Below are 23130 nucleotides of genomic sequence, written 5' to 3' on the forward strand. Positions count from 1 at the left end.
TTTTAGAAAAATTATTTTGAATATTGTTGAAATATGCGAAAAAACTCTATATAGTAGTACCAATATAGAATATTGGAGGTCAGATTTTATGACACGAACCTTGCTGAGCGCTAGTTTCAGCAGACATGTTGGTCATCAGTCATTCATCGGTGGCTAAATAAACAGAAAATTTGTAAAATAAAATCAACTCAAAATCATGCAGTCAACAAGACTTGTAGTATAGGAGGCTTTTTAAACAGATGGCAGAACTACGCAGTAATATGATTAAACAAGGAATTGACAGAGCACCTCACCGAAGCTTACTAAGAGCGGCGGGGGTAAAGGATGAGGACTTCGGCAAGCCATTTATTGCCGTATGTAATTCCTATATTGATATTGTCCCAGGACATGTCCATCTTCAGGAATTCGGGAAAATTGTGAAAGAAGCCATTCGTGAAGCTGGCGGGGTCCCATTTGAATTCAATACGATTGGGGTCGATGATGGAATTGCGATGGGTCATATCGGGATGAGATATTCATTACCAAGCCGTGAAATCATTGCTGACTCTGTAGAAACCGTTGTATCTGCTCACTGGTTTGATGGAATGGTTTGTATTCCTAACTGCGATAAAATTACACCAGGGATGATGATGGCAGCGATGCGTGTCAATATTCCGACTGTCTTTGTCAGCGGTGGACCGATGGAAGCGGGTAGAACAAGTGATGGCAGAAAGATTTCTCTTTCTTCTGTATTTGAAGGCGTTGGTGCATACCAGTCAGGTAAAATTAACGAAGAGGAATTAAATGAATTAGAACAGTTTGGCTGTCCAACCTGCGGTTCTTGTTCAGGTATGTTTACAGCAAACTCAATGAACTGTTTAGCAGAGGCGCTTGGAATTGCTCTTCCTGGAAATGGAACGATTTTGGCGACGTCACCAGAGCGAAGAGAATTTGCGAAAAAGTCAGCAAAACAACTGATGGAGCTCATTAAAAAGGATATTAAACCACGTGATATTGTGACTGAAAAAGCAATCGATAACGCATTTGCATTAGATATGGCACTTGGTGGTTCAACCAATACCGTTCTTCACACACTGGCGATCGCAAATGAAGCAGGTGTTGAATATTCACTTGAACGTATCAATGAAGTAGCAGAGCGTGTGCCTCATTTATCAAAACTTGCTCCAGCTTCGGATGTTTATATTGAGGATTTACATGAAGCAGGCGGCGTCACAGCTGCGCTAAATGAATTGTCCAAAAAAGAAGGCGCACTTCATTTAGATACAATGACCGTCACAGCGAAAACGCTTGGTGAGAACATTGCAGGACATGAGGTAAAAGACTATAACGTCATTTATCCAATCGATAAGCCATTTACTGAAAAGGGCGGCTTAGCCGTTTTATTTGGAAACCTTGCGCCAGATGGAGCCATCATTAAAACGGGCGGGGTACAAGATGGGATCACACGTCACGAAGGACCTGCGATCGTATTTGAATCCCAAGAAGAAGCTCTTGAAGGCATCATTAATAGAAAAGTAGAAGCAGGACATGTTGTCATTATTCGCTATGAAGGACCTAAAGGCGGACCTGGTATGCCAGAAATGCTTGCACCAACTTCACAAATTGTCGGTATGGGACTTGGGCCAAAGGTTGCTTTAATTACTGACGGACGTTTTTCCGGCGCTTCTCGTGGTTTGTCCATTGGACACGTCTCTCCAGAGGCAGCTGAAGGCGGCCCGCTCGCCTTTGTTGAAAATGGTGACCATGTCGTGGTTGATATTGAACAACGCATTTTAAGCGTCGATGTTCCAGAGGAAGAATGGGAAAAAAGAAAAGCAAACTGGAAAGGCTTTGAGCCAAAAGTGAAAACTGGCTATCTTGCTAGATATTCAAAACTTGTGACATCAGCCAATACAGGCGGAATCATGAAAATTTAATCTGATATGGAACATTTGAAAATTGGCTCTCTCTATAGTATCCTTTATTCACAACATAAGGATTTTTAGAGGGGGCTTTTTTATGTCAATGGCATATGAAGAATATATGCGCCAGCTCGTTGTGCCAATGCGCCAAGAGCTGACAAGTGCAGGATTTCAAGAACTTAAGACGGAAGAAGAAGTAGAACAAACCATGCAAGAAGCTGAAGGAACAACATTTGTTGTCATTAATTCTGTATGCGGATGTGCTGCCGGATTAGCACGTCCAGCAGCGACTCAAGCTGTGATGAAGGCAGAAAAAGCTCCAGACAGAATCGTCACAGTATTTGCTGGGCAGGATCGGGAAGCAACGGCAAAAATGAGAGAATACTTCACGGGTGAAGAGCCATCATCTCCTTCTATGGCCCTTTTAAAAGGAAATGAACTCGTTCATTTTATCCCGCGTGACGAAATTGAAGGTCATGAAATGGAAGATATCATGAAAAATGTCTTAACTGCATTCGAAAAACATTGCTAATACAAGTGTTGAAATGCCCTGTGATCAGATCAGGGCATTTTTTCTTGATCATGATGGAGGAACAATATGCTCATTACAACAAGCTTTAGAGCAAATGAACAAACGATTGAAACAGCGAAGGCTCTTGCAGAGGATTTACATGGTGAGTATGTAGAAAGACGCAAACAATCCGTCAAGCAGCTTGCGATGAAACGAGGAGATGTACTTGTTGTCGGGAAAGAAAGATTCGAATGGTATCAGCCTAATGGTGAAAAGTTCTTTTTTCATCCAAGCTCAGCGATGTTCAGGGTGAAGCGGCTCTTGCGCGGAGAAAAGGATCCTTTAATCGAAGCAGCACAGCTAAAGCCGGGAGATTCCTTTTTAGATTGCACACTTGGCTTAGGGTCAGATGCTATTACTGCAAGCTGTGCGATAGGCAGGAATGGAAGGGCCATCGGTATAGAAAAGAATCCCATTACGGCGTTACTAGTGCGAGAAGGACTGAACACATGGGAGACAGGGATAGAAGAAGCAGATGAAGCGATGAAACGGATATCTGTGATCAGTGGAGACAGTATCGAGCAGCTAAAGCAGTGTCCTGACCGTTCATTTGATATTGTCTATTTTGATCCGATGTTTGAGGAAACGATTCAAGAATCTACAAGTATAGCGCCGCTGCGTCATGCGGCAGAGCATCACTTTGATCACGAAATAGCCGTGAAAGAGGCGTTAAGAGTGGCAAGAAAAAGAGTGGTTTTAAAAGATCATTGGAAAAGTACACGATTTACAGCGGAATCCTATCAATTTCACGTCATAAAACGAAAAACAGCCCAATTTCATTATGGTTATATTGAGAAAGAAAAAAGCCCTCACTAAGGGCTTTTACAGCGTGTAGACAAACCCTTGCATTCGTTGTCAGTCCCGCGCTCCGGTACTCACGAATATCAAATTCGCTCCATTCCAGTGCTCGTCCTTCCTAGACTTCAAAGGTTTTCTATCACGCTGAATAGAAGACAAAGGACTAAAATCAAGATTATTTTAGCCCTTTGTCAACAATCTGAAAAAGCCCTTTCTAAGGGCTTTTAATCCGTAATCTCCATATAGACAAAATAAAACAGTGTCAGCAAGGAAGCTGTGATGAAAAACCCTTCAAGCATACCCATTCCTCCCAAATTTTAGTCGTCATTACTGTCATTGTAAACGTTTTATTATGAAAAAGAAAGTCTCAAATCAGTGACCAAATTGAATGACTGAAAATTCATTATATGCTAGAATAGCAGTATGATAACTTATGGAAGGAATTAGATATCATGAAGATGTGGATGAGAAAAACGCTTGTTGCGCTCTTTACAATTGCAACTTTTGGTTTAATCTCTCCTCCGTCGGCTTTGATGACAGACAAGCCATCTGAACTTTCTTCATCTGATAAAACGCCTTATACAGCGGTTTATGATACATCAGATGAATTGCGCAGCTGGGAACTATCGCAAGAGGACAACAAAGAGCAGGTAGACCCCTTTGAGCAATATAAGGAGGAGGTTCTATCAAGTGCAGAAAATCAATCCTTTCTCAAATTCGGCCGTAAAATCACACCTGTCATTGAAGACGAGTACAGAGAAGAGATTCAACCGAAAATTGAACAAGTGTTAACCGATGTTTTAACAAATTTCAAAGATGACGAAAAATTTCAAGATGTTGTGTTAACTGATCAGCCTTCAAGCGGAAATGGCGAAAAAATCTTCCACATCTACAACCGAAAGACTGGAGAAGATTTGCTCCGTTTTCATGTGAGAAGAGATCAGCCGCCACACAGCGGATATTGGTTTAACTTTCACTACCATACAGCAGAAGATGGATTCCAGACGCATCATGAACTCGGTAATATTTACTGGGACAAAAACACCCCACCGAGCTGGATGAGCCACTAGAAGGAGATGTCATGCCAATTGAAAAAGTATACAATGAACGAAATGGTGCAGATTACAAAACAAATGTTAAACGAACGTGGAGTGAAAATTGAAGATATTGCACATATTGTGCTAAAGCTTCAAGAAAAATATCATCCAAACCTTCCACTTAGTGTCTGTATTGAAAATGTTGAAAAAGTGTTGAATAAAAGGGAAATTGTCCATGCGGTTTTAACAGGACTTGCCCTTGATCAGCTGGCTGAAAAAAAGCTATTGCCAGAACCATTGCAGCACTTAGTTGAAACAGACGAGCCGCTATATGGTATTGATGAAATTATTCCGCTTTCCATTGTCAATGTATATGGATCAATCGGTTTGACCAACTTCGGTTATTTAGATAAAGAGAAATTTGGTATTATTCGAGAATTAGATGAAGGTCGTCCAGGTGAAGTGCATACCTTCCTTGATGACCTTGTCGCCGCGCTTGCCGCAGCAGCAGCTAGCCGTATTGCTCACTCACACCAAGATATTAAGGACGAAGAGCAGGATCGAGTGAATCAAGTATAAAAAGAAAAACATGTCTGCTCATCATGCAGGCATGTTTTTTTGGTTTAAACAAAAGCAGAAATAAGGTAAACTACAACAAGAACATAAATAAAGGATGAAAAAAATGAAACAATACAAAGAGTTATGCCGTCATGTATTACAGCACGGGGATGAAAAAGGTGACAGAACGGGAACAGGTACAATCAGCACGTTCGGTTACCAGATGAGATTTGATTTGCAGGAAGGATTTCCGCTTTTAACAACAAAGAAATTGCACCTGAAATCAATTATTCATGAGTTACTGTGGTTTTTAAAAGGTGATACAAATGTCAAATATCTTCAGGAAAATGGCGTCCGGATTTGGAACGAATGGGCAGATGAAAATGGCGAACTGGGCCGTGTGTACGGAGCGCAGTGGCGATCTTGGGCTAGTGGGGACGGTGAGACTGTGGATCAGATCACAAAGCTGATCCACGATATCGAGCATAATCCGAATTCAAGAAGACTGATCGTCAGTGCTTGGAACCCGGGTGAAATTGATCAAATGGCGCTGCCTCCATGTCATTGTCTGTTTCAATTTTACGTATCAAACGGGAAGCTTTCCTGCCAGCTTTATCAAAGATCGGCAGATATCTTTTTAGGCGTGCCATTTAATATTGCTTCATATGCCCTTCTCACGATGATGATTGCCAAAGTTACACATCTTGAGCCAGGAGAGTTTGTTCATACGCTAGGAGATGCTCATATTTATCAGAATCATCTTCCGCAGGTGAAAATGCAGCTAGAGCGCGAGGAACGCACGCTTCCGCAGCTTCGCATTACAAGAGATGTGAAGAGCATTTTTGATTTCACGTTCGATGATTTTGTGCTTGAGAACTATGACCCGCATCCGCATATCAAAGGAGAAGTCAGTGTATGATTTCGATGATTGTGGCGACAGGAAAAGACAGAGTCATTGGTCAAGATAATCAAATGCCTTGGCATTTACCAGCTGATTTAGCATATTTTAAGAAAGTCACAGGCGGGCATACGATTGTCATGGGCAGAAAAACGTTTGAATCAATTGGAAGAGCGCTGCCTAACCGCCGAAATATCGTTTTGACGACAAGTTCTTCTTTTGAAGCAGAAGGATGCGAGGTTGTCCATTCCATTGCTGATATTTTGGCAATCGGGGAGAACGAGACAGAGTTATTTATCATCGGCGGGTCTAAGCTGTATGAAGAAATGATGCCATATGCGGATCGTCTATATATCACGCATATTCACCATGCGTTTGAAGGAGACCGCTACTTTCCTGATTACAATGAAAACGAATGGACGGTTGTATCACGCGAAAAAGGCCATCGTGACGAAAAGAACCCCTACAATTATGAATTTGTCGTATATGACAAAAAAGGATAAATGAGTAGGAGGAGTACGGTTGTTTCGTTATTGGTTTTTAACGATTTATGTTGCCCTATCCATTTTTAAAAGTATGAGGCATTTGCATGCTCATGAATTAACTGATCCGCGCATTTCCTATACGAAACGAATGCATCTCATTCATGAGCATGCAAAAAGGTTTGCCCGGGGCTGTATTGATCAGTCAGGATCAGTCATGACCATTCACCAGCAAAAGAAGCTGCCAGATGGACCCGTTATTTATATCACACAGGCACTGAATCCAGTCACGACGACATTATTGATTGGTCACCTTGAGAAGCCATTTGCTTTCATGGCAAAGCCGAATCTTTTTCGATATCCCATTTTAAAACAATGGCTGAAGAAGATGGCGGTTATTCATCAGAATCAATCTGATGATGCCTTATTAGAAGAAGCAAAGGAAAGAATCTTATCTGGGCAGAGTGTATTGCTTCCAGAAGCAAAGCGTCACATGGCAGAGGCACTTGCTGAAGATTGTGATTGTCCGCTTGTACCGATTGAAACAAGTGGAACGGATCGTCTATTAACTGGGAAGATCGTCAAAAGGCTTCGCCCTGTTAATGTTGATATTCATATTAAAGCACCTGTCATGATGAGTGATTACGCCCAAAAGCGCGCATAGAAAAACCAGCATCCGAAAGTGGATGCTGGTTTTTTTCATGCAGCAGGAATGTTCACACAATAGAAGAGAATGCAGAAGAACATCGATGCACTGCCGCCGAGTACAAAGCTGTGCCAAATGGCATGATGATAGGGAATTTTCCGCCAAATATAAAAGATGGTTCCGACTGAATACAATAGACCGCCTAACAGTAAGAGGCCAAATCCTGCGCCCGTTAACCCAATGTAAAGTGGTTTGATGGCAATGATAATCATCCAGCCCATTAATAAATAAACGAGCGTGGACACAATGATAAACCGTTTGACGAAAAAGATTTTAAAGACAATTCCGCCAGCAGCAAGCGCCCATACAATCGCAAGAAGCGTATAGCCTAGTGCGCCTTTTAATGGTCCTAGTAAAAAGGGCGTATATGTACCAGCAATCAATACATAAATAGCCGAGTGGTCGAGGATTTCAAATACATCTTTTGTTTTTTTGTGCCGAATGCTATGAAGCAAGGTCGAGCTTAAATAGAGCAGCAGCATGGATAAGCCAAATATCGAAAAGCTGATGATGTCTGTGACAGTGCCGTATTGAACAGCGAATAAAACGAGAAAAACAATGGCTGGTATGGATAAAATAACGCCAATGCCATGTGTAATGGCGTTTGCAATTTCTTCTTTTACAGTAAACAATGGATAGCCTCCTTTTATTGAACCGGTATATAACCATCAAGTGACTTCAGGAATGAAAGACCTTCAAGTGTAATCTTCGTGCCGGCCCTGCCTTTTCCTTTCGTCACGTAAGCTTTTTTCTCAAGATCATCTAATCGGCTCCTCACCTGCTGAGGGGTCAGCGGAATGTCGCCTTGTTTGCTTAATTCAGACAAGATGCGTCTGCTGGCTGCTTCTCCTTTCTCATTGAGAGATTTAATGGCTTCCAGCAGGAAAACAAACTCTTGTTTTTCCATTAGTGTGAGCTGGTGTTCTTCCTTTTTTCCTTTTACGTCCGGCGAAAGAGGTGTTAACACAAAAGGCGGTAAGTGGTGTAAAAATACCGTTTGCCCCTCGAGAATGACTGCAGCATAATGAACGATATTTTTGAGTTCCTGTACGTTTCCTTCAAACGGATACTCCTGCAACGTTTCCCAAACACTTGGATCAATATCAGGCGTCATGCTCAGCTCCTGAAAGAAAGCAGTTGTTAACACAGGAATGTCTGTTTTTCGATCTGCTAATGACGGGAGGGGCAAATGGAAAACATTTAAGCGATAAAACAGCTCAGGTAAAAAGGTAGATGACACCCTCAATGCCTCTATTGATAAAGACGAAGTGGCAATGACTTTTGTTGCAGGAGAGGTTTCTAGAAAACGAATGACCTGATGCTGCATAGGAATATTTAATGCGGCGATTTCGTCTAAATAAAGAATTTGACTGGTCTTTTCCGTGAAGGCTTTCTGTAAGGTATCTTCATCTAAGATGGGGCAATATAGATGTGTCAGTGAAGCGTTTATAGCAGCTGCATTTGCAATTTCCTGGGCAAATAGTGTTTTGCCTGTGCCAATTTCTCCTGTTATCAAGACCGGCTGCTCGTGTTTTGTGAATTGCTTTGCCAGATGAATGGCACGCTTGATATATTGATGCTCTCCATATATAGACGTAAACGAATGTGTGGTCATCGGGTGATTCCTTTCTTTGTGGTTCTAATTGGTTCAATTGTAACACCCAATAAAACCAAATGTACAGAAAAACGAAAAAGTTTATGAAATTTATGCTTGATCCATGATCTATTGGTTTATTTTTTGAATATTCATGTTATAATGACAAATTAAATAAGGTTAAAGAGAAAGGATCTTGTACATGAAACCGTTGCTCAAAGAAAACACGCTAATTCAAGTGAAAGACATTTTAAAGGCCCATCAAAATTTGAAGGATGTAGTGATTCATACACCTCTTCAAAAAAATGAGCGACTTTCTGAAAGATATGAATGTAATGTCTACTTAAAAAGAGAGGATCTTCAAGTAGTTCGTTCCTTTAAATTAAGAGGCGCTTTTAATAAAATGAGCCAGCTTCCAAAAGATAAACTAGAAAACGGCATTGTCTGTGCAAGTGCAGGAAATCACGCGCAGGGTGTTGCATATTCTTGTAAATATTTAGGGATCCACGGGAAAATCTTTATGCCTGCCACGACACCAAGACAAAAAGTATCTCAAGTCGAGCTTTTCGGAAAAGAATATGTTGAAATTATCTTAACCGGAGATACGTTTGATGATTCATATCATGAAGCAGTAAAATGCGGGGATGAAGAGAAGCGCGAGTTTATCCATCCGTTTGATGATTTGGATGTGATGGCAGGACAAGGAACGACTGCTGTAGAAATATTAAATGATATCGAAGTGGAGCCTCACTTTTTATTTGCAAGTGTTGGAGGTGGAGGTCTGTTATCTGGAGTTGGTACATATATCAAAAATATCGCCCCAGAAACTGAAATCATTGCAGTCGAACCGCTGGGCGCAGCTTCACTCCATGCTTCCCATGAAAAGGGCGAGGTTGTGACACTTGATTCAATTGATAAGTTTGTAGACGGAGCAGCGGTTCAGCGGATTGGCGAAAAGACGTTTACATCGCTTCAGTCCGTTGTCGATAAAATCAGTCTTGTACCTGAAGGAAAAGTATGTACAACCATTTTAGAGCTGTATAATCAATGTGCGATTGTAGCAGAGCCGGCAGGCGCACTGTCGATCGCAGCGCTGGATGCCCATCGCGAGGAGATTAAAGGGAAAAATGTTGTCTGTATTGTCAGTGGAGGAAATAATGACATTGGCAGAATGCAGGAAATCAAAGAACGGTCGATGATCTATGAAGGTCTTCAACATTATTTCATTGTCAATTTTCCGCAAAGAGCAGGAGCGCTTCGGGAATTTTTAGATGAAGTATTAGGGCCAAATGATGATATTTCACGCTTTGAATATACGAAAAAGAATAACCGAAGCAAAGGCCCCGCGCTTGTTGGCATCGAATTGAAAGAAAGAGATGACTATGCGGCGCTGATTGAACGGATGAATAAAAAAGGATTCCATTATGTTGAAGTGAATAAAGATCAAGATTTATTCCACCTATTTATTTAGGCGTAACAGAACATTGGAAAAGAGGATTGATCGTTTGTGCTGCTCAAAACAATATGTTTTAGACGGATGGATGGAGCTCAGATCAAGGTAACAGAAGTCCCTGTACTAAAGGGAGATGAGACGTATGGTTTCATGCTCACCTTTAGACTTGAAGCTTTCTTGAAAAAAGTCTATGTATCTAAAGGAAAGAGAGCTGTGTACTCTTTCAGAGAGGATGTGAAACGTAACGTCAAGTGGAGCACATATGAGCAGATCTATCAGGAGCCTACACTGAAACACAATGCGTAAATAGAAATCTTTGTCAAGTGGAGTGAGCGGCCGTTTTGAAATGACAGCTGCTCAGCTTGGCAAGGATTTTTTTCATGAAAAGAAGAAAATGTGACAATTTCAAAAACGTCATGACAGTTGTTTTCAAGTATGCACGAAATAAGGTAATATCATAAGTAAAGACTAAGACAGCAAGGATGAGACGATAGTGAAACAAATTAAAATTGTAACAGATTCAACTGTGGACCTTCCGCAAGAAAAAATCAATGATCTTTCCATTCACGTGATTCCGCTCAATATCTCCATTTCTGGGGTTGATTATATTGACCGAGTGAATATACAGCCAGATGAATTTATTGAAAAAATGGAGGCCGCTGAGGAATTGCCGAAAACGTCTCAACCTGCGATCGGTCAATTCGTCGAATTATATGAAAAGCTCACGGCAGATGGAAGCGAAGTCATTAGTATCCATTTAACGGGTGGGATGAGTGGAACTGTTCAAACTGCTGAAAGCGCTTCGAAAATGGTAGACGGAAACATCACGGTGATTGATTCAAATTTTATTTCCTATGGATTAGGGTTTCAAGTCAGCAAAGCAGCAGAGCTTGCAAAAAATGGTGCAAGCCGTGAAGACATCATCAAAGAAATGGATAAAATCCGCCTTAAAACAAAGCTATTTGTCACAATCGATACATTAGAAAATCTCGTGAAAGGTGGAAGAATTGGAAGAGGAAAGGCGCTGATCGGCTCACTTCTTCACATCAAACCAATTGCCAGCTTAACAGACGGGGTATACACGCCGGAAGCGAATGTGAGAAGCTATTCTGCGCTTGTCCGCTATTTGACCAAACAGTATGTACAGGCCGTGAAAGGAAAAACAGTTCAAGCCATTGGGATAGCGCATGCAGATGCATTAGAACTCGCTGAAAAGCTCAAATCAGCACTGCTTGATCACACACCTGAAGCACTTGTTGACATCGCCTACACAACACCGATTATTTCGTGTCACACTGGAAAAGGCGCAATAGGCTTTACTTTTTATACCGATTGATTGAAAAAGGGGATGGACGTACCATGCTTAAAAAAAGGGGAGCCTCACTTGGTACGCTTATGATCATAAGCGTGCTTCTTTTAGTCTCATGTTCAAATGGACAAATCAAAGATGCGTTAAATTATCAAATACAGCCGTTTGAGTATGAAAATCAGGATGGTCAAAAGGTGTCATTGGATGATTTGAAGGGGAAAATATGGGTTGCAGATTTTATTTTCACAAGCTGTGAAACGATCTGTCCGCCGATGACTGCTCATATGACAGAGCTGCAAAAACGGTTAAAAGAAGAAAAGTTGGATGCGCATATCATTTCCTTTAGCGTGGACCCGGAGGTAGACTCACCGAACAAGCTAAAAGAATTTGCAAAAGCATATCCATTGTCCTTTAAAAATTGGGATTTTCTCACTGGCTATTCACAGTCTGCAATCGAAAAATTCGCAATGAAGAGCTTTAAAACCATTGTGAAGAAACCTGAAGATGAAGACCAAGTGATTCATCAGTCATTGTTTTTCCTAGTTGATCAAGAAGGGAAAGTGATGAAAAATTATGATGGTGTACAAAATACACCTTATGATGAAATTATCAAGGACATCAAAACGCTGAATCGAAGCTAGCATAAGGATGTTCAAATGAGCGAAAACATGATACACTTTTTTAATCAGAAAAAGGAGGGACATCATCGTTTGAAGGCTCGTTTGATTTTGATTGTGATGTCTCTAGCTTTTGTTCTTTCTGCATGTTCCGCGCAAGAGGCTGGCATAAAGGATAAACTAGAAGACACACAAGACGTAAAAGAACATATTACGATCGCAGCGGTTGGAGATTCCTTAACAGAAGGAATCGGAGATCAACATAAAAAAGGATATGCAGGCATGACCCGTGACAAGTTAGAAGCGGTGGACGGCGTGCAATCTGTCACATTAAAAAATTATGCCATTAAAGGCAGTAGAACGGTAGATTTATTAAAAAGATTAAAAGAAAAAAAGGTGCAAGACGGACTGAAAGACGCTGACTATATTTTCTTTACGATCGGCGGCAATGACTTAATGCATGTTGTCCATCAAAATGTGCTCAATTTGACGTTTGCTCCTTTTCAAAAAGAGCAGGGTCCTTTTGAGGAGCGCTTTAAAACCATTCTTGCTCAATTGAGAAAGCACAATGATCATGCGAAGATCATGTATGTCAGCATGTACAATCCCTTTAAGTTCAGTTTGTCTGAGCTGCGAGATATTGATGAAGTCGTCAAAGATTGGAATGCCGCTGCCAAAAAGGAACTGAAAAAAGACGGCAACGCTGATATGATCAATGTAGCAGATTTATTTGAGGAAGATTCTGATGAAAAATTACTGGCAGATGATGATTTCCACCCAAACCAAAAGGGGTACTCTCTTATGGCAAATCGTTTATTCTCCAAAGTGAAAAAAGAAGGACTGCCGAAGGAATAGGGTGAACGTATGAAAAAGTGGAAAAGCTTATTTTTTATTTTACTTGCAATCAATCTATTGATTGTTCTTGCCTGCGGTATTTTGATGATGCTGCCAGGCGGTCAATCCGCTTCAACTAAAGAATTAAAAAGCGAGTATTCTTTTAATATATCTAGCTCAAAGGAATCGCTCACCAGCTTTATCAATGATTACTTGAAAAATCAAGGATCAAGTGATATGCCAGACTTTCATGTGGCGATCGATCAAGATGTGAAAGTAACAGGCGCAATTAAAGCTTTCTCTTCGACTATTGATGCAAACGTCTCATTTACGCCAACTGTCGAAGATAATGGTGATGTGCTGTTGAAAGTGGATGGCCTTTCAATTGGACAATTGAGCATTCCGATTAGTTTTGTTTTAAGTTACATGGGCCAGTTCTATGAACTGCCAGAATTCGTTCATGTGAAACCGGATCAAAAAACGGTTGAAGTACGCCTTTCAGAAATGCCACTGACGAATGATATGTATGTGAAAGCAAACAAAATTGATCTAGAGAACGATGAAATTGAGTTCTCATATTATCATCCAAAGCAATAGAAAGTGAGTCAGGAGTGAAATCATGAAGCGAGTCTATCAATATTTTAGTTTACTGTCGCTTTTATTTGCTGCGTACTTTGGCATTACAGCTGCCACTGATTTAAGAGCAGAAAATATCGATCAGTTTTACTTAAATATTGCCTATTGTGCATTATTTCTAGGTATCATGATTCTTGCTTTTGATTTTCAAAAGCAAGAAAAAGCTGAAGATGTCTCGTAAAGAGCCTTTTCCATTGAGGAAAGGCTCTTTTTTATATTTGCTGAGACAAGACCACCTTCGCCATAAGCTCTGGCTCTCCGTTAGCAAAGCCATGAAGCAGAATGAGGTATGCGCGATTTGCTTGCAGATGAACTTTTGGGATATCAAGCAGTACACTTTGAGTACCGGCGGCTTTTAATTCAAAATGATATTTATTCGGGGAGAAATGATGAATGTGAGTGCTGTTTACATAATGAAGCTCCTTTGATAACACCCCTTGATCACGTTCATATATATCAATGGAAGGAAGGTCTGGAGACAGATGGACAAATGTAAGGGCTGACAGGTCCTCGTGTTGAATCACAGGGTCTTGCCGCTCTGTCAGCAGCGCAAAACCTGCATGAGCACCTGTGATACATAGGGTGTAAATCTCGCTACGTTTAATCATCATGCAAGAATGAAGAACTCTTTCTTTTGTGGCCAGCTTGAACACTTCTATCTCATAAATTCCCTCATCCCACTCCATATAAGCTGTCAAATGACTGTAAGGCATTTTTTTCAAGACCTCATTCCGATTCACATATACAGCGAGCTCACTAAGATCTGGTGCAGCGTGAAAGAGCCGAATAAAGGCTTTGGATGAAGGGCTGCTTTGAGGGTGCTCGAAGCCCGCAGCGAGTGGACGGTATGGAAAGTCATGATAAGAGAGCTGCTGCATGTCATCAATCCCTACTTTCTTATGCGATGGTGTTTTTTGTAGCGTATGCATGAAAAAGGCGATCTGTATAGGCAAAAGAAGCATAGAAAAAAGCCTGACGTTTTCCGTCAGGCCCGCAAGTTAAGAAGGAGAAGAATATTGATGATATTCAGCTAGCTTAATGAACGTTTTTTCATCCTCAATTAAACCACAAACGCCGCACTGGACTTTTATTTGAGGACCTTGATAGCTCACGTGAAAAGGAGAAAGCTGCTCTCCTTCGTATCTTTCGACAACTGCTCCGGTCGCAGGATCCAGCTTCACAGGTTCTGAAAGCTGCTCAATCAGATTAAAGCGCGTTCTGTTTGTTTTACAGTTTGGACAAAGATAAGGGCTTGTCATGGTTCATTCCACCTCTTTTTATCCGTAGCATGTCCAGAGCGCTAAAATCTATGCTTAATCCTTTTGACTTTTATCCAGCTTTTTAAATAATTTGATCATTGTTTTCAGTTCTTCGTCGTCGAATGACTCAAATCGCTCCATAAAGTATTCTGTTTTCTTTTTCTCAAAATGCTCAGTAATTTCCTTACCCTTATCGGTTAAGTGGATTTTGATGATGCGGCGATCCTCTTTAGAACGGATACGGGTAATCCAGCCCTTTTCTACGAGTGTGTCGGTCACAGCTGTGATATGGCTTGCTGACACCCCTAGAATGGACGCAAATTCCGTTACTTTTTTTGCACCTTGCTCACGAAGCAGATTTAAAATGAGAAATTCATTCCGAGATAATTCGTTTTCGAGCAGGCTGTTAATCTCATAACGGATCTGCTTAAATACGGTTCTCAGTAAAGAATCCATTTCATACATCATTTGTTTTCTTTGTTCCAATCATTAAACCCCCATTATATTTTAAGATACGACAGAATGCTTTCTTTTATTTTAGGTATACAAGTCGTATCATTTTCATTATTTTTCATCATGTTATAATATGATGATACCATTTTTTAAATGAAGGGGGCACTAATATGTCTGAAAAACAAGAATTAGCCACATTTGCAGGAGGCTGCTTCTGGTGTATGGTTAAACCTTTTGATGAACAGCCGGGCATTATCAAAGTTGAATCAGGGTATACTGGCGGACATACAGTGAATCCGACCTATGAGGAAGTATGTACAAATACAACGGGACATAGAGAAGCGGTTCAAATCACGTTTGATCCAGACGTTTTCCCGTATGAAAAGCTATTAGAACTGTATTGGCAGCAAATAGACCCAACAGATGATGGAGGGCAATTTGGTGATAGAGGAGAGTCCTACCGCACAGGTATTTATGTTCATCATGACGAGCAGAGAAAGCTTGCAGAAGCATCGAAAGAGAAGCTGAACGAAAGCGGCACTTTCCAAAAGCCAATTGTGACAGAAATTTTAGATGCTGGTCCTTTTTATCCCGCAGAGGAATATCATCAGCATTATTATAAAAAGAACAAAATGCACTACGAACGATATCATGTCGGTTCGGGCAGAGCGGGTTTTATTGAGTCCCATTGGAGTGATAAATCATGACAAACGAAAAAGAAAAGCGTCTGAAAGAATTAAACCGAATGCAGTACGAAGTCACGCAAAATAATGGCACTGAGCCGCCATTTCAAAATGAATTCTGGGATCACAAAGAAGAAGGCATTTATGTGGATATCATTTCAGGCAAGCCGCTTTTTTCATCTTTAGATAAGTTTGATGCCCATTGCGGCTGGCCGAGTTTCACAAAGCCGCTTGAAGATGAGGAAGTAGCGGAGAAGGTGGATACGAGCCATGGGATGGTGCGGACAGAGGTGCGCAGCAAAACAGCTGATTCTCATCTAGGTCATGTCTTTCCTGATGGTCCAGGACCAAATGGTCTTCGGTATTGTATTAACTCAGCCGCTTTGAAGTTTATCCCAAAAGATGATCTTGAAAAAGAAGGCTATGGGGATTTGAAACATCTATTTGATTGATCTATTTAAAAATCGTCACATGGAAGGCATCTGCTTCCGTGTGACGATTTTTTATTTTTTATGATGCGTGTGATGTAATTGTTCAATGATGTGGAATAGCTTTTCTTTTGTAATGAGAGGCGCTTCATTTGATGTGTAATTGGTTAAGTCGACTTTTTGAAAGTCAGCGTGCAGTTGTGGTCTTGGTAAAATGGCATAAAATTGTTCATGCTCAAATAGTGCATCTGCTTCGTGCTGAAATGTGAGCTCTTCGTGAAGCTTTTCTCCAGGTCTTTTCCCAACAACGAGAATATCCGGGGGTGCGACATTGATTTGAGTGGCATATTCATGAAACGCTTTTAAGAGATCAGCAAGCTGTAATGACTCCATCTTGAGAATGAATGTTTCGCCGCCTTTCATCATGATGGCTGCTTGAAGTGTGAGGGAGACAGCTTCTTCGATGGACATAAAAAAACGTGTCATATTAGGGTCAGTTACGGTCAAAGGTTTTTCATTTAACAGCTGCTGGAGCATGATGGGAATGACTGAACCTCTTGATCCAAGCACATTGCCAAAACGCACAGAGCAAAACATCGTTTTTTGATTCGGAATACTTTCGTTTGCTTGGAAAAATAGTTTTTCTGAAATCAATTTTGTTGCACCCATGGCATTGGTCGGAGAAACTGCTTTGTCAGTTGAGATGTTGACAACATGACTGACTTCATGTTCGATTGCAGCCTCAATGACGTGCTGTCCGCCGATAATATTTGTTTGTACGGCTTCAAACGGATTGTCTTCACAAGTGGGTACTTGTTTTAAGGCGGCTGCATGAAAGATGATATCAACGCCTTTGACGAGCTGTCTCACGCGGCTTGCATCTCGTACATCTCCTAAAGCGAATGCAACTTCTGGATGATCTGCATACTCATTTTTCATCATGTATTGTTTGCTGTCATCTTTGCTGAAGACGATAATCTTCTTTGGAGAGCATGATGTTAATTTTTTCACAATTTGACGGCCGATCGAACCCGTACCGCCTGTGACTAATATCGTTTTGTCACGAAAAAAAGCCTTCAAACTCGTTTCTATCTTTTTGGACATATCTAATCCCCCAACTCTCATTTCTCTACTTTGCATCATATGTGAAAGAGCGGTATCCGTTTGAGGAAAAGAACCACTTTCTATATAAATTAGGTGAACAAATTATAACCATCTGCTTGACGTCTTAATAGAATATGGAGAGATAAGAGAACAAGTAGAAAAACGAGAGACCTGAACACTTCAGTACTGCGATCAGCTCGGTGAAAATGAAGAGAGCTTTGCGCGAGGGGAGAAGGGAATACATGTATAGGGGAAATCGTATTTTAGCCTTGATACCAGCTTTTAGAAGCAGGCGCGATCAGCATGATGAACACATTCGCGTATTGGCGGAGCGGCCGCTCATCTATTGGACCATTCAGCCGTTACTGCAAATGATTGAATTAGATGAAGTCATCGTCTCTACAGAGGATGTCAATACTCAAATCATTTCTTCTCACTACGGAGCCCATGTGATTGAACTGCCAGACACGCATGTAACGGAACAAACACCGTCACTCATAGCTGTGAAGCATGCGCTTGCTTATTTAGAGCGTGAGGGGAAGACCTTTGATATTGTTCTATATTTACATCCATCGTCTCCTTTAAGAGAGCCGGAAGATATTGAGAAGTGCTTGCAGCTTTTAGTAGAAGGGGGTTATGACTGCATGGCATCTTTTACAGAGGCGCTAGAAAACCCAAATGAAACATGGACACTGCATGAGAATAATGAAGCAACTTTATATAAGGACAATCATTACTTTTTCATGCCAAAGCATGAGCAGCCATATACGTATGGCCGTTTAAATGGAGCAGTGTATGCTTTTCATGTTCCATATGCAAAAGAATGCATTCATTCCTTTTTAGAAGGATCTGTTGGAGCGTATATCATGGATCGCCAAAAATCACTCGTGGTGAAACAGGAGGAAGACCTTGAGAAAGCGGAGAAAGTCTTATTGGCTCGCCGAGATGCGGAGGGTTATGCATAAGATGAATTTCAACGAGAAAAGCGCCCGGTCATAGGGCGCTTTTTACGATCTCATAAAGCCTGTGTGGAAATGTCTCAAATGTATTCCAGGAAACGACTTGTTCGTAATTGTTTCGTGCGATCGCTTTTCTTTTCTCGGGATTTGATCCATAATATTCAACCTGTTCCAGCAAATCGTCCTCATCTTTATAAAAAACGAAGCTTGAAAAAGCTTGCGGCGGTTGTAGATCCGTCAATTGAAAGCTTCCAGCTGCAGCGATATCAAACGCTCTGTTGTTCAGGCTTACATTTTGAATCATGGCTTTGTTTTTATTATAGGCAAACTGAGCCGGCCTGTGCGGGTTCAGAACAATCGCTGATTGCTGATAGATGTCCGCCATTTGCTGAGGGCTCAGCCAATTGGTCACTAGTGTGAGATCTCGATAATGTCTTCGTGATTTATTTAAATGACGATGCCATTCCTTACCTGCAACGAGAATCCGCCATTTGTTCTGTTGTAAGAGTGTATCAATGGCGATGATGCGATTGGGGTAAGGGTAGCCGGCGAGTGCAATGTCATAGTTGCACATCTCTTCAGGCGATTGTTTTTTTTGAAAAACACGTGTATTTGCCGGAATGGGAAAGTAGTGGGTGTGACCTATGCCCAATTGTTTGTAAAATGGCAAAGCTCCTTCATCAATCGTTAATATGAGCCGCGCATCACGCGTGCAAGCAGCTGACACATCTGTATAAAAGGGATCTTCTGTCATCCACAAAACGATCGGGATCTTTTCTTGTTTGAATTGATGAAGCACTTCGCTCGGAACATGATCACCGATCATCATCAAAACAAAATCCGGAGAAAATGTCCGGATTTTGTGCATGTGAGCGGGTAGAGATTCTCGATCAATTTTCACACATGAAAAGGGGGAATCAATGAAGCTCTCTTCTACCCATTGATCAAACATGTGATAGATTCCGCCGTAGCCAGAGCTGATATAAAGAAGCTTCATGATGACCCTCTCACATTAAGATGTGAACGTAACACTTTCAACTTTATCTACATCTAATAAAGTCGTTGCAGAGCCTGTTGGTGTGACTGAGCTTTCTTGTGTAACAAATACAACACCCGTTAAAGCATTGAATGCTACGAATTGAACTGGCCCGATTAAGTCTCCTGAGTCAGTGACAATGCTGATGACGGTTCCTGGTGCAAGTCTTGCAAAAATCCATCTTGCTGGCTGAGATACATCGAGTGTTGTAGCAGAATCTGAAGGTGATGCCTCAGCTGCCACTTCACTTAATAAATCGTTCAATTTTTCTTCCATTTGAACTCCTCCTTCTTCAAGATTAACTGTTAATGCACGAGTAAGTGGTTTGAAAAACACTTTCAATAGTTCTTTTTTTAATTCGGCTCGCTTGTCGCTCATTTTTTCCCCATCCTTTCTTCATCAATTCAAACTCACCCCTATGTATATGCCGTTCACTTTTTTTGGTATAAGCAGAACGCTGATTCCTTGTTCTTTTTTTCATTTAATTACTTCACACATTTTTAAAAATGTTTTCAAATGCTGAGGCTAAATGAAGTGATTCTCATACTCTAGTAAAGATTAAATGTGAAGAGAGAGGGATTATGAATGGAATTTGAACAATTATTAAATGGTTGGAACGAAGAGTTACTAGAAGCAGAAGGAGTACTTGAAGTCATCTTGATTTTACTTCTTCTTCGTCTTTTAGAAGAAAGTGAGGAAGAGAGTGTGTCAGACATCAAAGAATTACTTCGTCCATGGCTTGAGCTTGGCATTCCGCTGCCACGTGTTCATTTAGTCAATGGAGAGGTCCTTCAAAACGTAGTTGTTGTGCAGCTCTTTGATACAGTAGCGGTCTTTAAAAACGTGACAAATCAGCTAAGAGTGAATGTTCCTTACGTGAACATTGTCAGCTGGGGGGCTTTTTAATCTAATTAAAAAGGATAATGATCATGAAAGTATCGGTAATTTTAACAAGCTACAATAAACCTGATTTCATTGATCGTGTGCTAAAGAGTATGGTGGAACAAACGTATTCAAATTGGGAGCTTCTGATTATGGATGATGGCTCAGAACAAGGCACCCTCCAAAAGATCCAGCCCTATTTAGACGATGAACGCATTCATCTGTATTCACGCACGGTTCATCCTGCAAAACGGCTGTTAACCGTTCGGTATGCGACGCTTATTAATGAAGCGCTAACCCGTATAACAGGTCAGCTCATTTGTTATTTAACAGATGATACTGTGTATCATCAAGATCGTTTGCAGAAAATGGTGGATGTTTTTCAGTCGAATCCTCATATCGATATTGTGTATTCCTCGCAGCGGGTCGTGCATGTTGATAAGCATTTAGTTGAGACCATGAGCTTTGTCCGTGAAGCAGACCAAATCTTGGAGCATGCGTCCTTTCAAGTGGATCATTGTTCGGTCATGCACAGAAGGCGTTTGCTTCCGCTAATTCATGAAAAATACGGGCAATATTGGGATGATGAGCCGAAACACTGGCATCATGCAGATTCTGTTTTTTGGATGAGGCTGAATCAATTTGCCGCGTTTTTTCCATTAAGAGATGTACTTGATACAACGTATAAAACCCCTCATTCCTTTCATCATCTGTTTTCGAGTATGCCGTATGATCTCATTGACGGAACGGTGATTGAAAAGGAAGGGGATTACTACCAAATCGCAGGCGGCAATCTTCATGAAATTGAAAGGTGCTGGGTGAACGAAAAAAACAGGCGCGCGATTCGGGTGCCATCGTTATGTGCGATGAAATATGAGATGAAAGACATGCTGGCAGTACCAAATTATACAGTTGTCACGGCAGATCATGGGAAAACGTTCTATTATATTGAAGATCAGAAAAAAAGGCGATTTGCTGCAAAACGTGACGTGCAATATTTTCAGTTTCACCCTAAGGAGATCTATACGATTTCAAATGAACGGCTTCAGATGTTTGAAGATGGCGGCATGATTCAAGTTTCTCCAGTATTTAGTCCGCCAAACAGGCGGCTGTTTAAATGGAAACAAGATGTCTATTTACTGATGCACCATACCTTTTACCGTATTGATCCTGATGTCGTGAAGCGATTTGCTTTTTATCATCAGCCAATTAATTTATACCCTTCCCAATTTACGTTATTTCAAGAAGGAAAGCCGATAGTGCCGCTGTATATGGAATCGCTGCAAGAATTCGATATGTCTCTTTATCAAACATCAGGGCGAAAGCACTCCTCATAAGAGGGGTGCTTTTTTGGCGCTATAGACAAAAAAAGCAGGAAGTTGCAAGGAAAAAGCGAAACATGAAAGGACAGGAGAAGGTGTGATGAAGATGATCAAGCCGCTGAAAATCCGGCAATAGACGCCGGTTTTTTGGCACTGAAAGTGAGGGGGAAAGAATGGGGAAAGTTGTCGAAAGAGCGGATTGGTTTGAATTAATTTTAGAAGCCATTGATGAAGCCATTCATGTTGTAGATGATCAAGGCATGACGATCTTTTACAATCATAATGCCGCTAAGTTTGACTGTTTACAAAAAGAAGAGGTGATTGGCAAGTACATCCTTGAGGTGTATCCCTCTTTAACAGAAAAAACAAGTACGCTTATGCATGTTTTGAGAACTGGGAAGCCCATTTATCATTCGCTGCAAACCTATTTGAATAAAAACGGAGAAAGAATTGAAACCGTCAACACGACATTGCCCATTATTGAAGAAAGCAAGTTAATAGGCGCGGTCGAAGTCGCAAAAGATGTATCGAAGCTGTCAGCCCTTTCAAATCGTTTAGATCAGAAAAAACGGATACACGATGTGGCTGGGGCAGAACAAATGCATGATTTTGCTTCATTTTTAACAAATGATCCGTTCTTAAAAGAAATGCTTGAAAAGGCAAAAAAAGCAGCTGCTTATCCGTCATCAGTTGTTGTCTACGGGGAAACAGGGACAGGGAAAGAAGTGCTCGTTCAAGCCATTGTTCATGAATCTGACCGGAAAAACCAAGTGTTCATTCCGCAAAACTGTGCAGCACTTCCAGAATCGCTACTTGAGAGCCTATTATTCGGATCTGTCAAAGGGAGCTATACGGGCGCAATTGATCGCAAGGGGCTCTTTGAATTGGCTGATGGAGGCACGCTTTTTCTTGATGAACTGCAAGCGATGCCGCTCACGCTGCAGACGAAATTATTACGCGTGTTAGAGGATGGTGTTGTGCGCCGCATTGGGGATGCAAAAGCGATTCAAGTGGATGTAAGACTCATTACTGCACTCAATATGGACCCATTTGAAGCAGTGAAAAAGCAAATTTTAAGAGAAGACTTATTTTATAGACTGCATGTGTCATCTTTTCATATCCCGCCGCTTCGTGAGAGAAAGCAAGACATCCCGCTGCTTTCCCGCCATTTCATTCAAACCTATCATCAGCAGTTTTCAAAAAACGTCAAACGCCTTTCTGAAGAAACGGAACAATTGTTTATGGCTCACCACTGGCCGGGAAACGTTCGAGAATTAAAACATACCATTGAGCATGCCGTATTGATGATGCCAAAGGAAGCGGAAGACATCACACCTTCATACCTTCCTGCTCATTTACGTACGCAGAAGCTCGAGGAAGAAACACCCGACGCCTCCTTAAAAAGTCAGGTTTCTTCATTTGAACAAACTTTGATTCAAGAAGCTTTAAATCAGCATCATGGCAATATTAAAAAAACCGCCGCAGCCTTAAAAATCCCTCGACAAACGCTGCAGTATAAACTGAAGAAATATGCAGATGCCGAAAAATAGGCACCACCATCCATTGAATATCACGGGTAAAGCTCCTTTTGTAAAGAATAGGGGCATTTT

29 protein-coding genes are annotated in these 23130 nt (G+C 41.1%); 21 read left to right on the top strand and 8 right to left on the bottom strand.

Features of this window, described 5'->3' with window-relative positions:
* The first annotated feature begins 239 nt into the window (after window positions 1–239).
* The 8 genes from ilvD to C6347_RS11475 all read left to right on the top strand — a co-directional run bounded on the left by ilvD (window position 240) and on the right by C6347_RS11475 (window position 6909).
* Window positions 240–1916, top strand: a complete 1677-nt coding sequence (gene ilvD / locus C6347_RS11440) for a dihydroxy-acid dehydratase (protein ID WP_012010311.1) — start codon at window positions 240–242, stop codon at window positions 1914–1916.
* Window positions 1917–1998: 82 nt separating this feature from the next.
* A complete protein-coding gene (locus C6347_RS11445; protein ID WP_034660988.1) occupies window positions 1999–2433 on the top strand; it encodes a BrxA/BrxB family bacilliredoxin in 435 nt (144 codons plus the stop codon).
* Between the two features lie 66 nt (window positions 2434–2499).
* Complete coding sequence (locus C6347_RS11450; RefSeq protein ID WP_106037323.1) at window positions 2500–3288, top strand: class I SAM-dependent methyltransferase; 789 nt, start codon at window positions 2500–2502, stop codon at window positions 3286–3288.
* 434 nt (window positions 3289–3722) lie between these two features.
* Window positions 3723–4340: a YpjP family protein gene (locus C6347_RS11455; RefSeq protein WP_060596585.1), complete on the top strand. Its 618-nt coding sequence runs from the start codon at window positions 3723–3725 to the stop codon at window positions 4338–4340.
* Between the two features lie 18 nt (window positions 4341–4358).
* A complete protein-coding gene (locus C6347_RS11460; RefSeq protein ID WP_034660983.1) occupies window positions 4359–4886 on the top strand; it encodes a phosphatidylglycerophosphatase A family protein in 528 nt (175 codons plus the stop codon).
* Window positions 4887–4989: 103 nt separating this feature from the next.
* The gene (locus C6347_RS11465; RefSeq protein WP_066030754.1) at window positions 4990–5784 is read left to right on the top strand and encodes a thymidylate synthase; all 795 of its coding nucleotides are present in this window, start codon (window positions 4990–4992) and stop codon (window positions 5782–5784) included.
* Window positions 5781–6266, top strand: coding sequence for a type 3 dihydrofolate reductase (gene folA / locus C6347_RS11470; protein ID WP_060596580.1), 486 nt, complete (start codon window positions 5781–5783; stop codon window positions 6264–6266). The genes C6347_RS11465 and folA overlap by 4 nt, the downstream gene beginning before the upstream one ends.
* 19 nt (window positions 6267–6285) lie before the next feature.
* Complete coding sequence (locus tag C6347_RS11475) at window positions 6286–6909, top strand: lysophospholipid acyltransferase family protein (protein ID WP_106071654.1); 624 nt, start codon at window positions 6286–6288, stop codon at window positions 6907–6909.
* Between the two features lie 35 nt (window positions 6910–6944).
* Here C6347_RS11475 and trhA read toward each other — a convergent pair whose 3' ends face one another.
* Both trhA and C6347_RS11485 read right to left on the bottom strand, forming a co-directional pair.
* Window positions 6945–7583 (bottom strand): PAQR family membrane homeostasis protein TrhA, encoded by a 639-nt coding sequence (gene trhA, locus C6347_RS11480; RefSeq protein ID WP_060596575.1) that lies wholly within the window; start codon window positions 7581–7583, stop codon window positions 6945–6947.
* A gap of 14 nt (window positions 7584–7597) precedes the next feature.
* Window positions 7598–8566 (bottom strand): sigma 54-interacting transcriptional regulator, encoded by a 969-nt coding sequence (locus C6347_RS11485; RefSeq protein ID WP_060596573.1) that lies wholly within the window; start codon window positions 8564–8566, stop codon window positions 7598–7600.
* A 181-nt stretch (window positions 8567–8747) separates the two neighbouring features.
* Here C6347_RS11485 and ilvA point away from each other — a divergent pair, with 181 nt between their 5' ends.
* From ilvA to ypmT, 7 genes are all read left to right on the top strand, one after another.
* A complete protein-coding gene (gene ilvA, locus C6347_RS11490) occupies window positions 8748–10016 on the top strand; it encodes a threonine ammonia-lyase IlvA (protein WP_060596699.1) in 1269 nt (422 codons plus the stop codon).
* Between the two features lie 36 nt (window positions 10017–10052).
* A complete protein-coding gene (locus C6347_RS11495) occupies window positions 10053–10304 on the top strand; it encodes a YpmP family protein (RefSeq protein WP_034660976.1) in 252 nt (83 codons plus the stop codon).
* Between the two features lie 187 nt (window positions 10305–10491).
* Window positions 10492–11334, top strand: a complete 843-nt coding sequence (locus tag C6347_RS11500; RefSeq protein WP_034660975.1) for a DegV family protein — start codon at window positions 10492–10494, stop codon at window positions 11332–11334.
* A gap of 23 nt (window positions 11335–11357) precedes the next feature.
* The gene (locus tag C6347_RS11505) at window positions 11358–11948 is read left to right on the top strand and encodes an SCO family protein (RefSeq protein WP_060596571.1); all 591 of its coding nucleotides are present in this window, start codon (window positions 11358–11360) and stop codon (window positions 11946–11948) included.
* Window positions 11949–12017: 69 nt separating this feature from the next.
* Window positions 12018–12779: an SGNH/GDSL hydrolase family protein gene (locus C6347_RS11510; protein ID WP_223250486.1), complete on the top strand. Its 762-nt coding sequence runs from the start codon at window positions 12018–12020 to the stop codon at window positions 12777–12779.
* A 9-nt stretch (window positions 12780–12788) separates the two neighbouring features.
* Window positions 12789–13355 carry a YpmS family protein gene (locus tag C6347_RS11515; RefSeq protein WP_034660973.1) on the top strand — a complete coding sequence of 189 codons (567 nt, stop codon included), beginning with the start codon at window positions 12789–12791 and terminating at the stop codon, window positions 13353–13355.
* Window positions 13356–13377: 22 nt separating this feature from the next.
* Window positions 13378–13575 (top strand): protein YpmT, encoded by a 198-nt coding sequence (gene ypmT, locus C6347_RS11520; protein WP_034660972.1) that lies wholly within the window; start codon window positions 13378–13380, stop codon window positions 13573–13575.
* Window positions 13576–13606: 31 nt separating this feature from the next.
* Here ypmT and C6347_RS11525 read toward each other — a convergent pair whose 3' ends face one another.
* The 3 genes from C6347_RS11525 to C6347_RS11535 all read right to left on the bottom strand — a co-directional run bounded on the left by C6347_RS11525 (window position 13607) and on the right by C6347_RS11535 (window position 15139).
* Window positions 13607–14323, bottom strand: a complete 717-nt coding sequence (locus C6347_RS11525) for a DUF4397 domain-containing protein (protein WP_223251475.1) — start codon at window positions 14321–14323, stop codon at window positions 13607–13609.
* A gap of 69 nt (window positions 14324–14392) precedes the next feature.
* Window positions 14393–14653 (bottom strand): hypothetical protein, encoded by a 261-nt coding sequence (locus tag C6347_RS11530; RefSeq protein WP_034660970.1) that lies wholly within the window; start codon window positions 14651–14653, stop codon window positions 14393–14395.
* 54 nt (window positions 14654–14707) lie between these two features.
* Window positions 14708–15139: a MarR family transcriptional regulator gene (locus tag C6347_RS11535; RefSeq protein WP_034660968.1), complete on the bottom strand. Its 432-nt coding sequence runs from the start codon at window positions 15137–15139 to the stop codon at window positions 14708–14710.
* 137 nt (window positions 15140–15276) lie between these two features.
* Here C6347_RS11535 and msrA point away from each other — a divergent pair, with 137 nt between their 5' ends.
* Together msrA and msrB are read left to right on the top strand one after the other, a co-directional pair.
* Entirely contained in the window at window positions 15277–15813 is a 537-nt protein-coding gene (gene msrA / locus C6347_RS11540; RefSeq protein WP_034660967.1) for a peptide-methionine (S)-S-oxide reductase MsrA, read from the top strand.
* Window positions 15810–16241: a peptide-methionine (R)-S-oxide reductase MsrB gene (gene msrB, locus C6347_RS11545; protein WP_060596568.1), complete on the top strand. Its 432-nt coding sequence runs from the start codon at window positions 15810–15812 to the stop codon at window positions 16239–16241. The genes msrA and msrB overlap by 4 nt, the downstream gene beginning before the upstream one ends.
* A gap of 51 nt (window positions 16242–16292) precedes the next feature.
* On the opposite strand, the gene C6347_RS11550 is transcribed toward msrB, so the two are convergent.
* Complete coding sequence (locus C6347_RS11550) at window positions 16293–17321, bottom strand: SDR family NAD(P)-dependent oxidoreductase (RefSeq protein WP_034660963.1); 1029 nt, start codon at window positions 17319–17321, stop codon at window positions 16293–16295.
* 242 nt (window positions 17322–17563) lie between these two features.
* On the opposite strand from C6347_RS11550, the gene C6347_RS11555 reads away from it, so the two are divergent.
* Window positions 17564–18286: an acylneuraminate cytidylyltransferase family protein gene (locus C6347_RS11555; RefSeq protein WP_066030758.1), complete on the top strand. Its 723-nt coding sequence runs from the start codon at window positions 17564–17566 to the stop codon at window positions 18284–18286.
* A 28-nt stretch (window positions 18287–18314) separates the two neighbouring features.
* Here C6347_RS11555 and C6347_RS11560 read toward each other — a convergent pair whose 3' ends face one another.
* Together C6347_RS11560 and C6347_RS11565 are read right to left on the bottom strand one after the other, a co-directional pair.
* Window positions 18315–19277 carry a CgeB family protein gene (locus tag C6347_RS11560; RefSeq protein WP_060596564.1) on the bottom strand — a complete coding sequence of 321 codons (963 nt, stop codon included), beginning with the start codon at window positions 19275–19277 and terminating at the stop codon, window positions 18315–18317.
* Between the two features lie 15 nt (window positions 19278–19292).
* Window positions 19293–19694, bottom strand: a complete 402-nt coding sequence (locus tag C6347_RS11565; protein WP_034660958.1) for a hypothetical protein — start codon at window positions 19692–19694, stop codon at window positions 19293–19295.
* 207 nt (window positions 19695–19901) lie between these two features.
* On the opposite strand from C6347_RS11565, the gene cgeC reads away from it, so the two are divergent.
* From cgeC to C6347_RS11580, 3 genes are all read left to right on the top strand, one after another.
* Window positions 19902–20222: a spore maturation protein CgeC gene (cgeC, locus tag C6347_RS11570; protein ID WP_034660957.1), complete on the top strand. Its 321-nt coding sequence runs from the start codon at window positions 19902–19904 to the stop codon at window positions 20220–20222.
* A 17-nt stretch (window positions 20223–20239) separates the two neighbouring features.
* On the top strand, window positions 20240–21535 hold the full coding sequence (locus C6347_RS11575; protein ID WP_106071655.1) for a glycosyltransferase family 2 protein: 1296 nt from the start codon (window positions 20240–20242) through the stop codon (window positions 21533–21535).
* 158 nt (window positions 21536–21693) lie between these two features.
* A complete protein-coding gene (locus tag C6347_RS11580) occupies window positions 21694–23070 on the top strand; it encodes a sigma-54 interaction domain-containing protein (RefSeq protein WP_106047928.1) in 1377 nt (458 codons plus the stop codon).
* Window positions 23071–23130 lie beyond the last annotated feature (60 nt).

The sequence above is a fragment of the Bacillus sp. NMTD17 genome (assembly GCF_002998735.1).
In the GTDB taxonomy this organism is placed as follows: domain Bacteria; phylum Bacillota; class Bacilli; order Bacillales; family Bacillaceae; genus Bacillus.

What these genes read in the sequence shown, in the direction of transcription:
- ilvD (WP_012010311.1), top strand. Translation starts at nt 240, where the DNA reads ATGGCAGAACTACGCAGTAATATGATTAAACAAGGAATTGACAGAGCA.
- C6347_RS11445 (WP_034660988.1), top strand. Translation starts at nt 1,999, where the DNA reads ATGTCAATGGCATATGAAGAATATATGCGCCAGCTCGTTGTGCCAATG.
- C6347_RS11450 (WP_106037323.1), top strand. Translation starts at nt 2,500, where the DNA reads ATGCTCATTACAACAAGCTTTAGAGCAAATGAACAAACGATTGAAACA.
- C6347_RS11455 (WP_060596585.1), top strand. Translation starts at nt 3,723, where the DNA reads ATGAAGATGTGGATGAGAAAAACGCTTGTTGCGCTCTTTACAATTGCA.
- C6347_RS11465 (WP_066030754.1), top strand. Translation starts at nt 4,990, where the DNA reads ATGAAACAATACAAAGAGTTATGCCGTCATGTATTACAGCACGGGGAT.
- folA (WP_060596580.1), top strand. Translation starts at nt 5,781, where the DNA reads ATGATTTCGATGATTGTGGCGACAGGAAAAGACAGAGTCATTGGTCAA.
- C6347_RS11485 (WP_060596573.1), bottom strand. Translation starts at nt 8,566, where the DNA reads ATGACCACACATTCGTTTACGTCTATATATGGAGAGCATCAATATATC.
- ilvA (WP_060596699.1), top strand. Translation starts at nt 8,748, where the DNA reads ATGAAACCGTTGCTCAAAGAAAACACGCTAATTCAAGTGAAAGACATT.
- C6347_RS11505 (WP_060596571.1), top strand. Translation starts at nt 11,358, where the DNA reads ATGCTTAAAAAAAGGGGAGCCTCACTTGGTACGCTTATGATCATAAGC.
- C6347_RS11515 (WP_034660973.1), top strand. Translation starts at nt 12,789, where the DNA reads ATGAAAAAGTGGAAAAGCTTATTTTTTATTTTACTTGCAATCAATCTA.
- ypmT (WP_034660972.1), top strand. Translation starts at nt 13,378, where the DNA reads ATGAAGCGAGTCTATCAATATTTTAGTTTACTGTCGCTTTTATTTGCT.
- C6347_RS11525 (WP_223251475.1), bottom strand. Translation starts at nt 14,323, where the DNA reads ATGCATACGCTACAAAAAACACCATCGCATAAGAAAGTAGGGATTGAT.
- C6347_RS11530 (WP_034660970.1), bottom strand. Translation starts at nt 14,653, where the DNA reads ATGACAAGCCCTTATCTTTGTCCAAACTGTAAAACAAACAGAACGCGC.
- msrA (WP_034660967.1), top strand. Translation starts at nt 15,277, where the DNA reads ATGTCTGAAAAACAAGAATTAGCCACATTTGCAGGAGGCTGCTTCTGG.
- msrB (WP_060596568.1), top strand. Translation starts at nt 15,810, where the DNA reads ATGACAAACGAAAAAGAAAAGCGTCTGAAAGAATTAAACCGAATGCAG.
- C6347_RS11550 (WP_034660963.1), bottom strand. Translation starts at nt 17,321, where the DNA reads ATGTCCAAAAAGATAGAAACGAGTTTGAAGGCTTTTTTTCGTGACAAA.
- C6347_RS11555 (WP_066030758.1), top strand. Translation starts at nt 17,564, where the DNA reads ATGTATAGGGGAAATCGTATTTTAGCCTTGATACCAGCTTTTAGAAGC.
- C6347_RS11560 (WP_060596564.1), bottom strand. Translation starts at nt 19,277, where the DNA reads ATGAAGCTTCTTTATATCAGCTCTGGCTACGGCGGAATCTATCACATG.
- C6347_RS11565 (WP_034660958.1), bottom strand. Translation starts at nt 19,694, where the DNA reads ATGAGCGACAAGCGAGCCGAATTAAAAAAAGAACTATTGAAAGTGTTT.
- cgeC (WP_034660957.1), top strand. Translation starts at nt 19,902, where the DNA reads ATGGAATTTGAACAATTATTAAATGGTTGGAACGAAGAGTTACTAGAA.
- C6347_RS11575 (WP_106071655.1), top strand. Translation starts at nt 20,240, where the DNA reads ATGATCATGAAAGTATCGGTAATTTTAACAAGCTACAATAAACCTGAT.
- C6347_RS11580 (WP_106047928.1), top strand. Translation starts at nt 21,694, where the DNA reads ATGGGGAAAGTTGTCGAAAGAGCGGATTGGTTTGAATTAATTTTAGAA.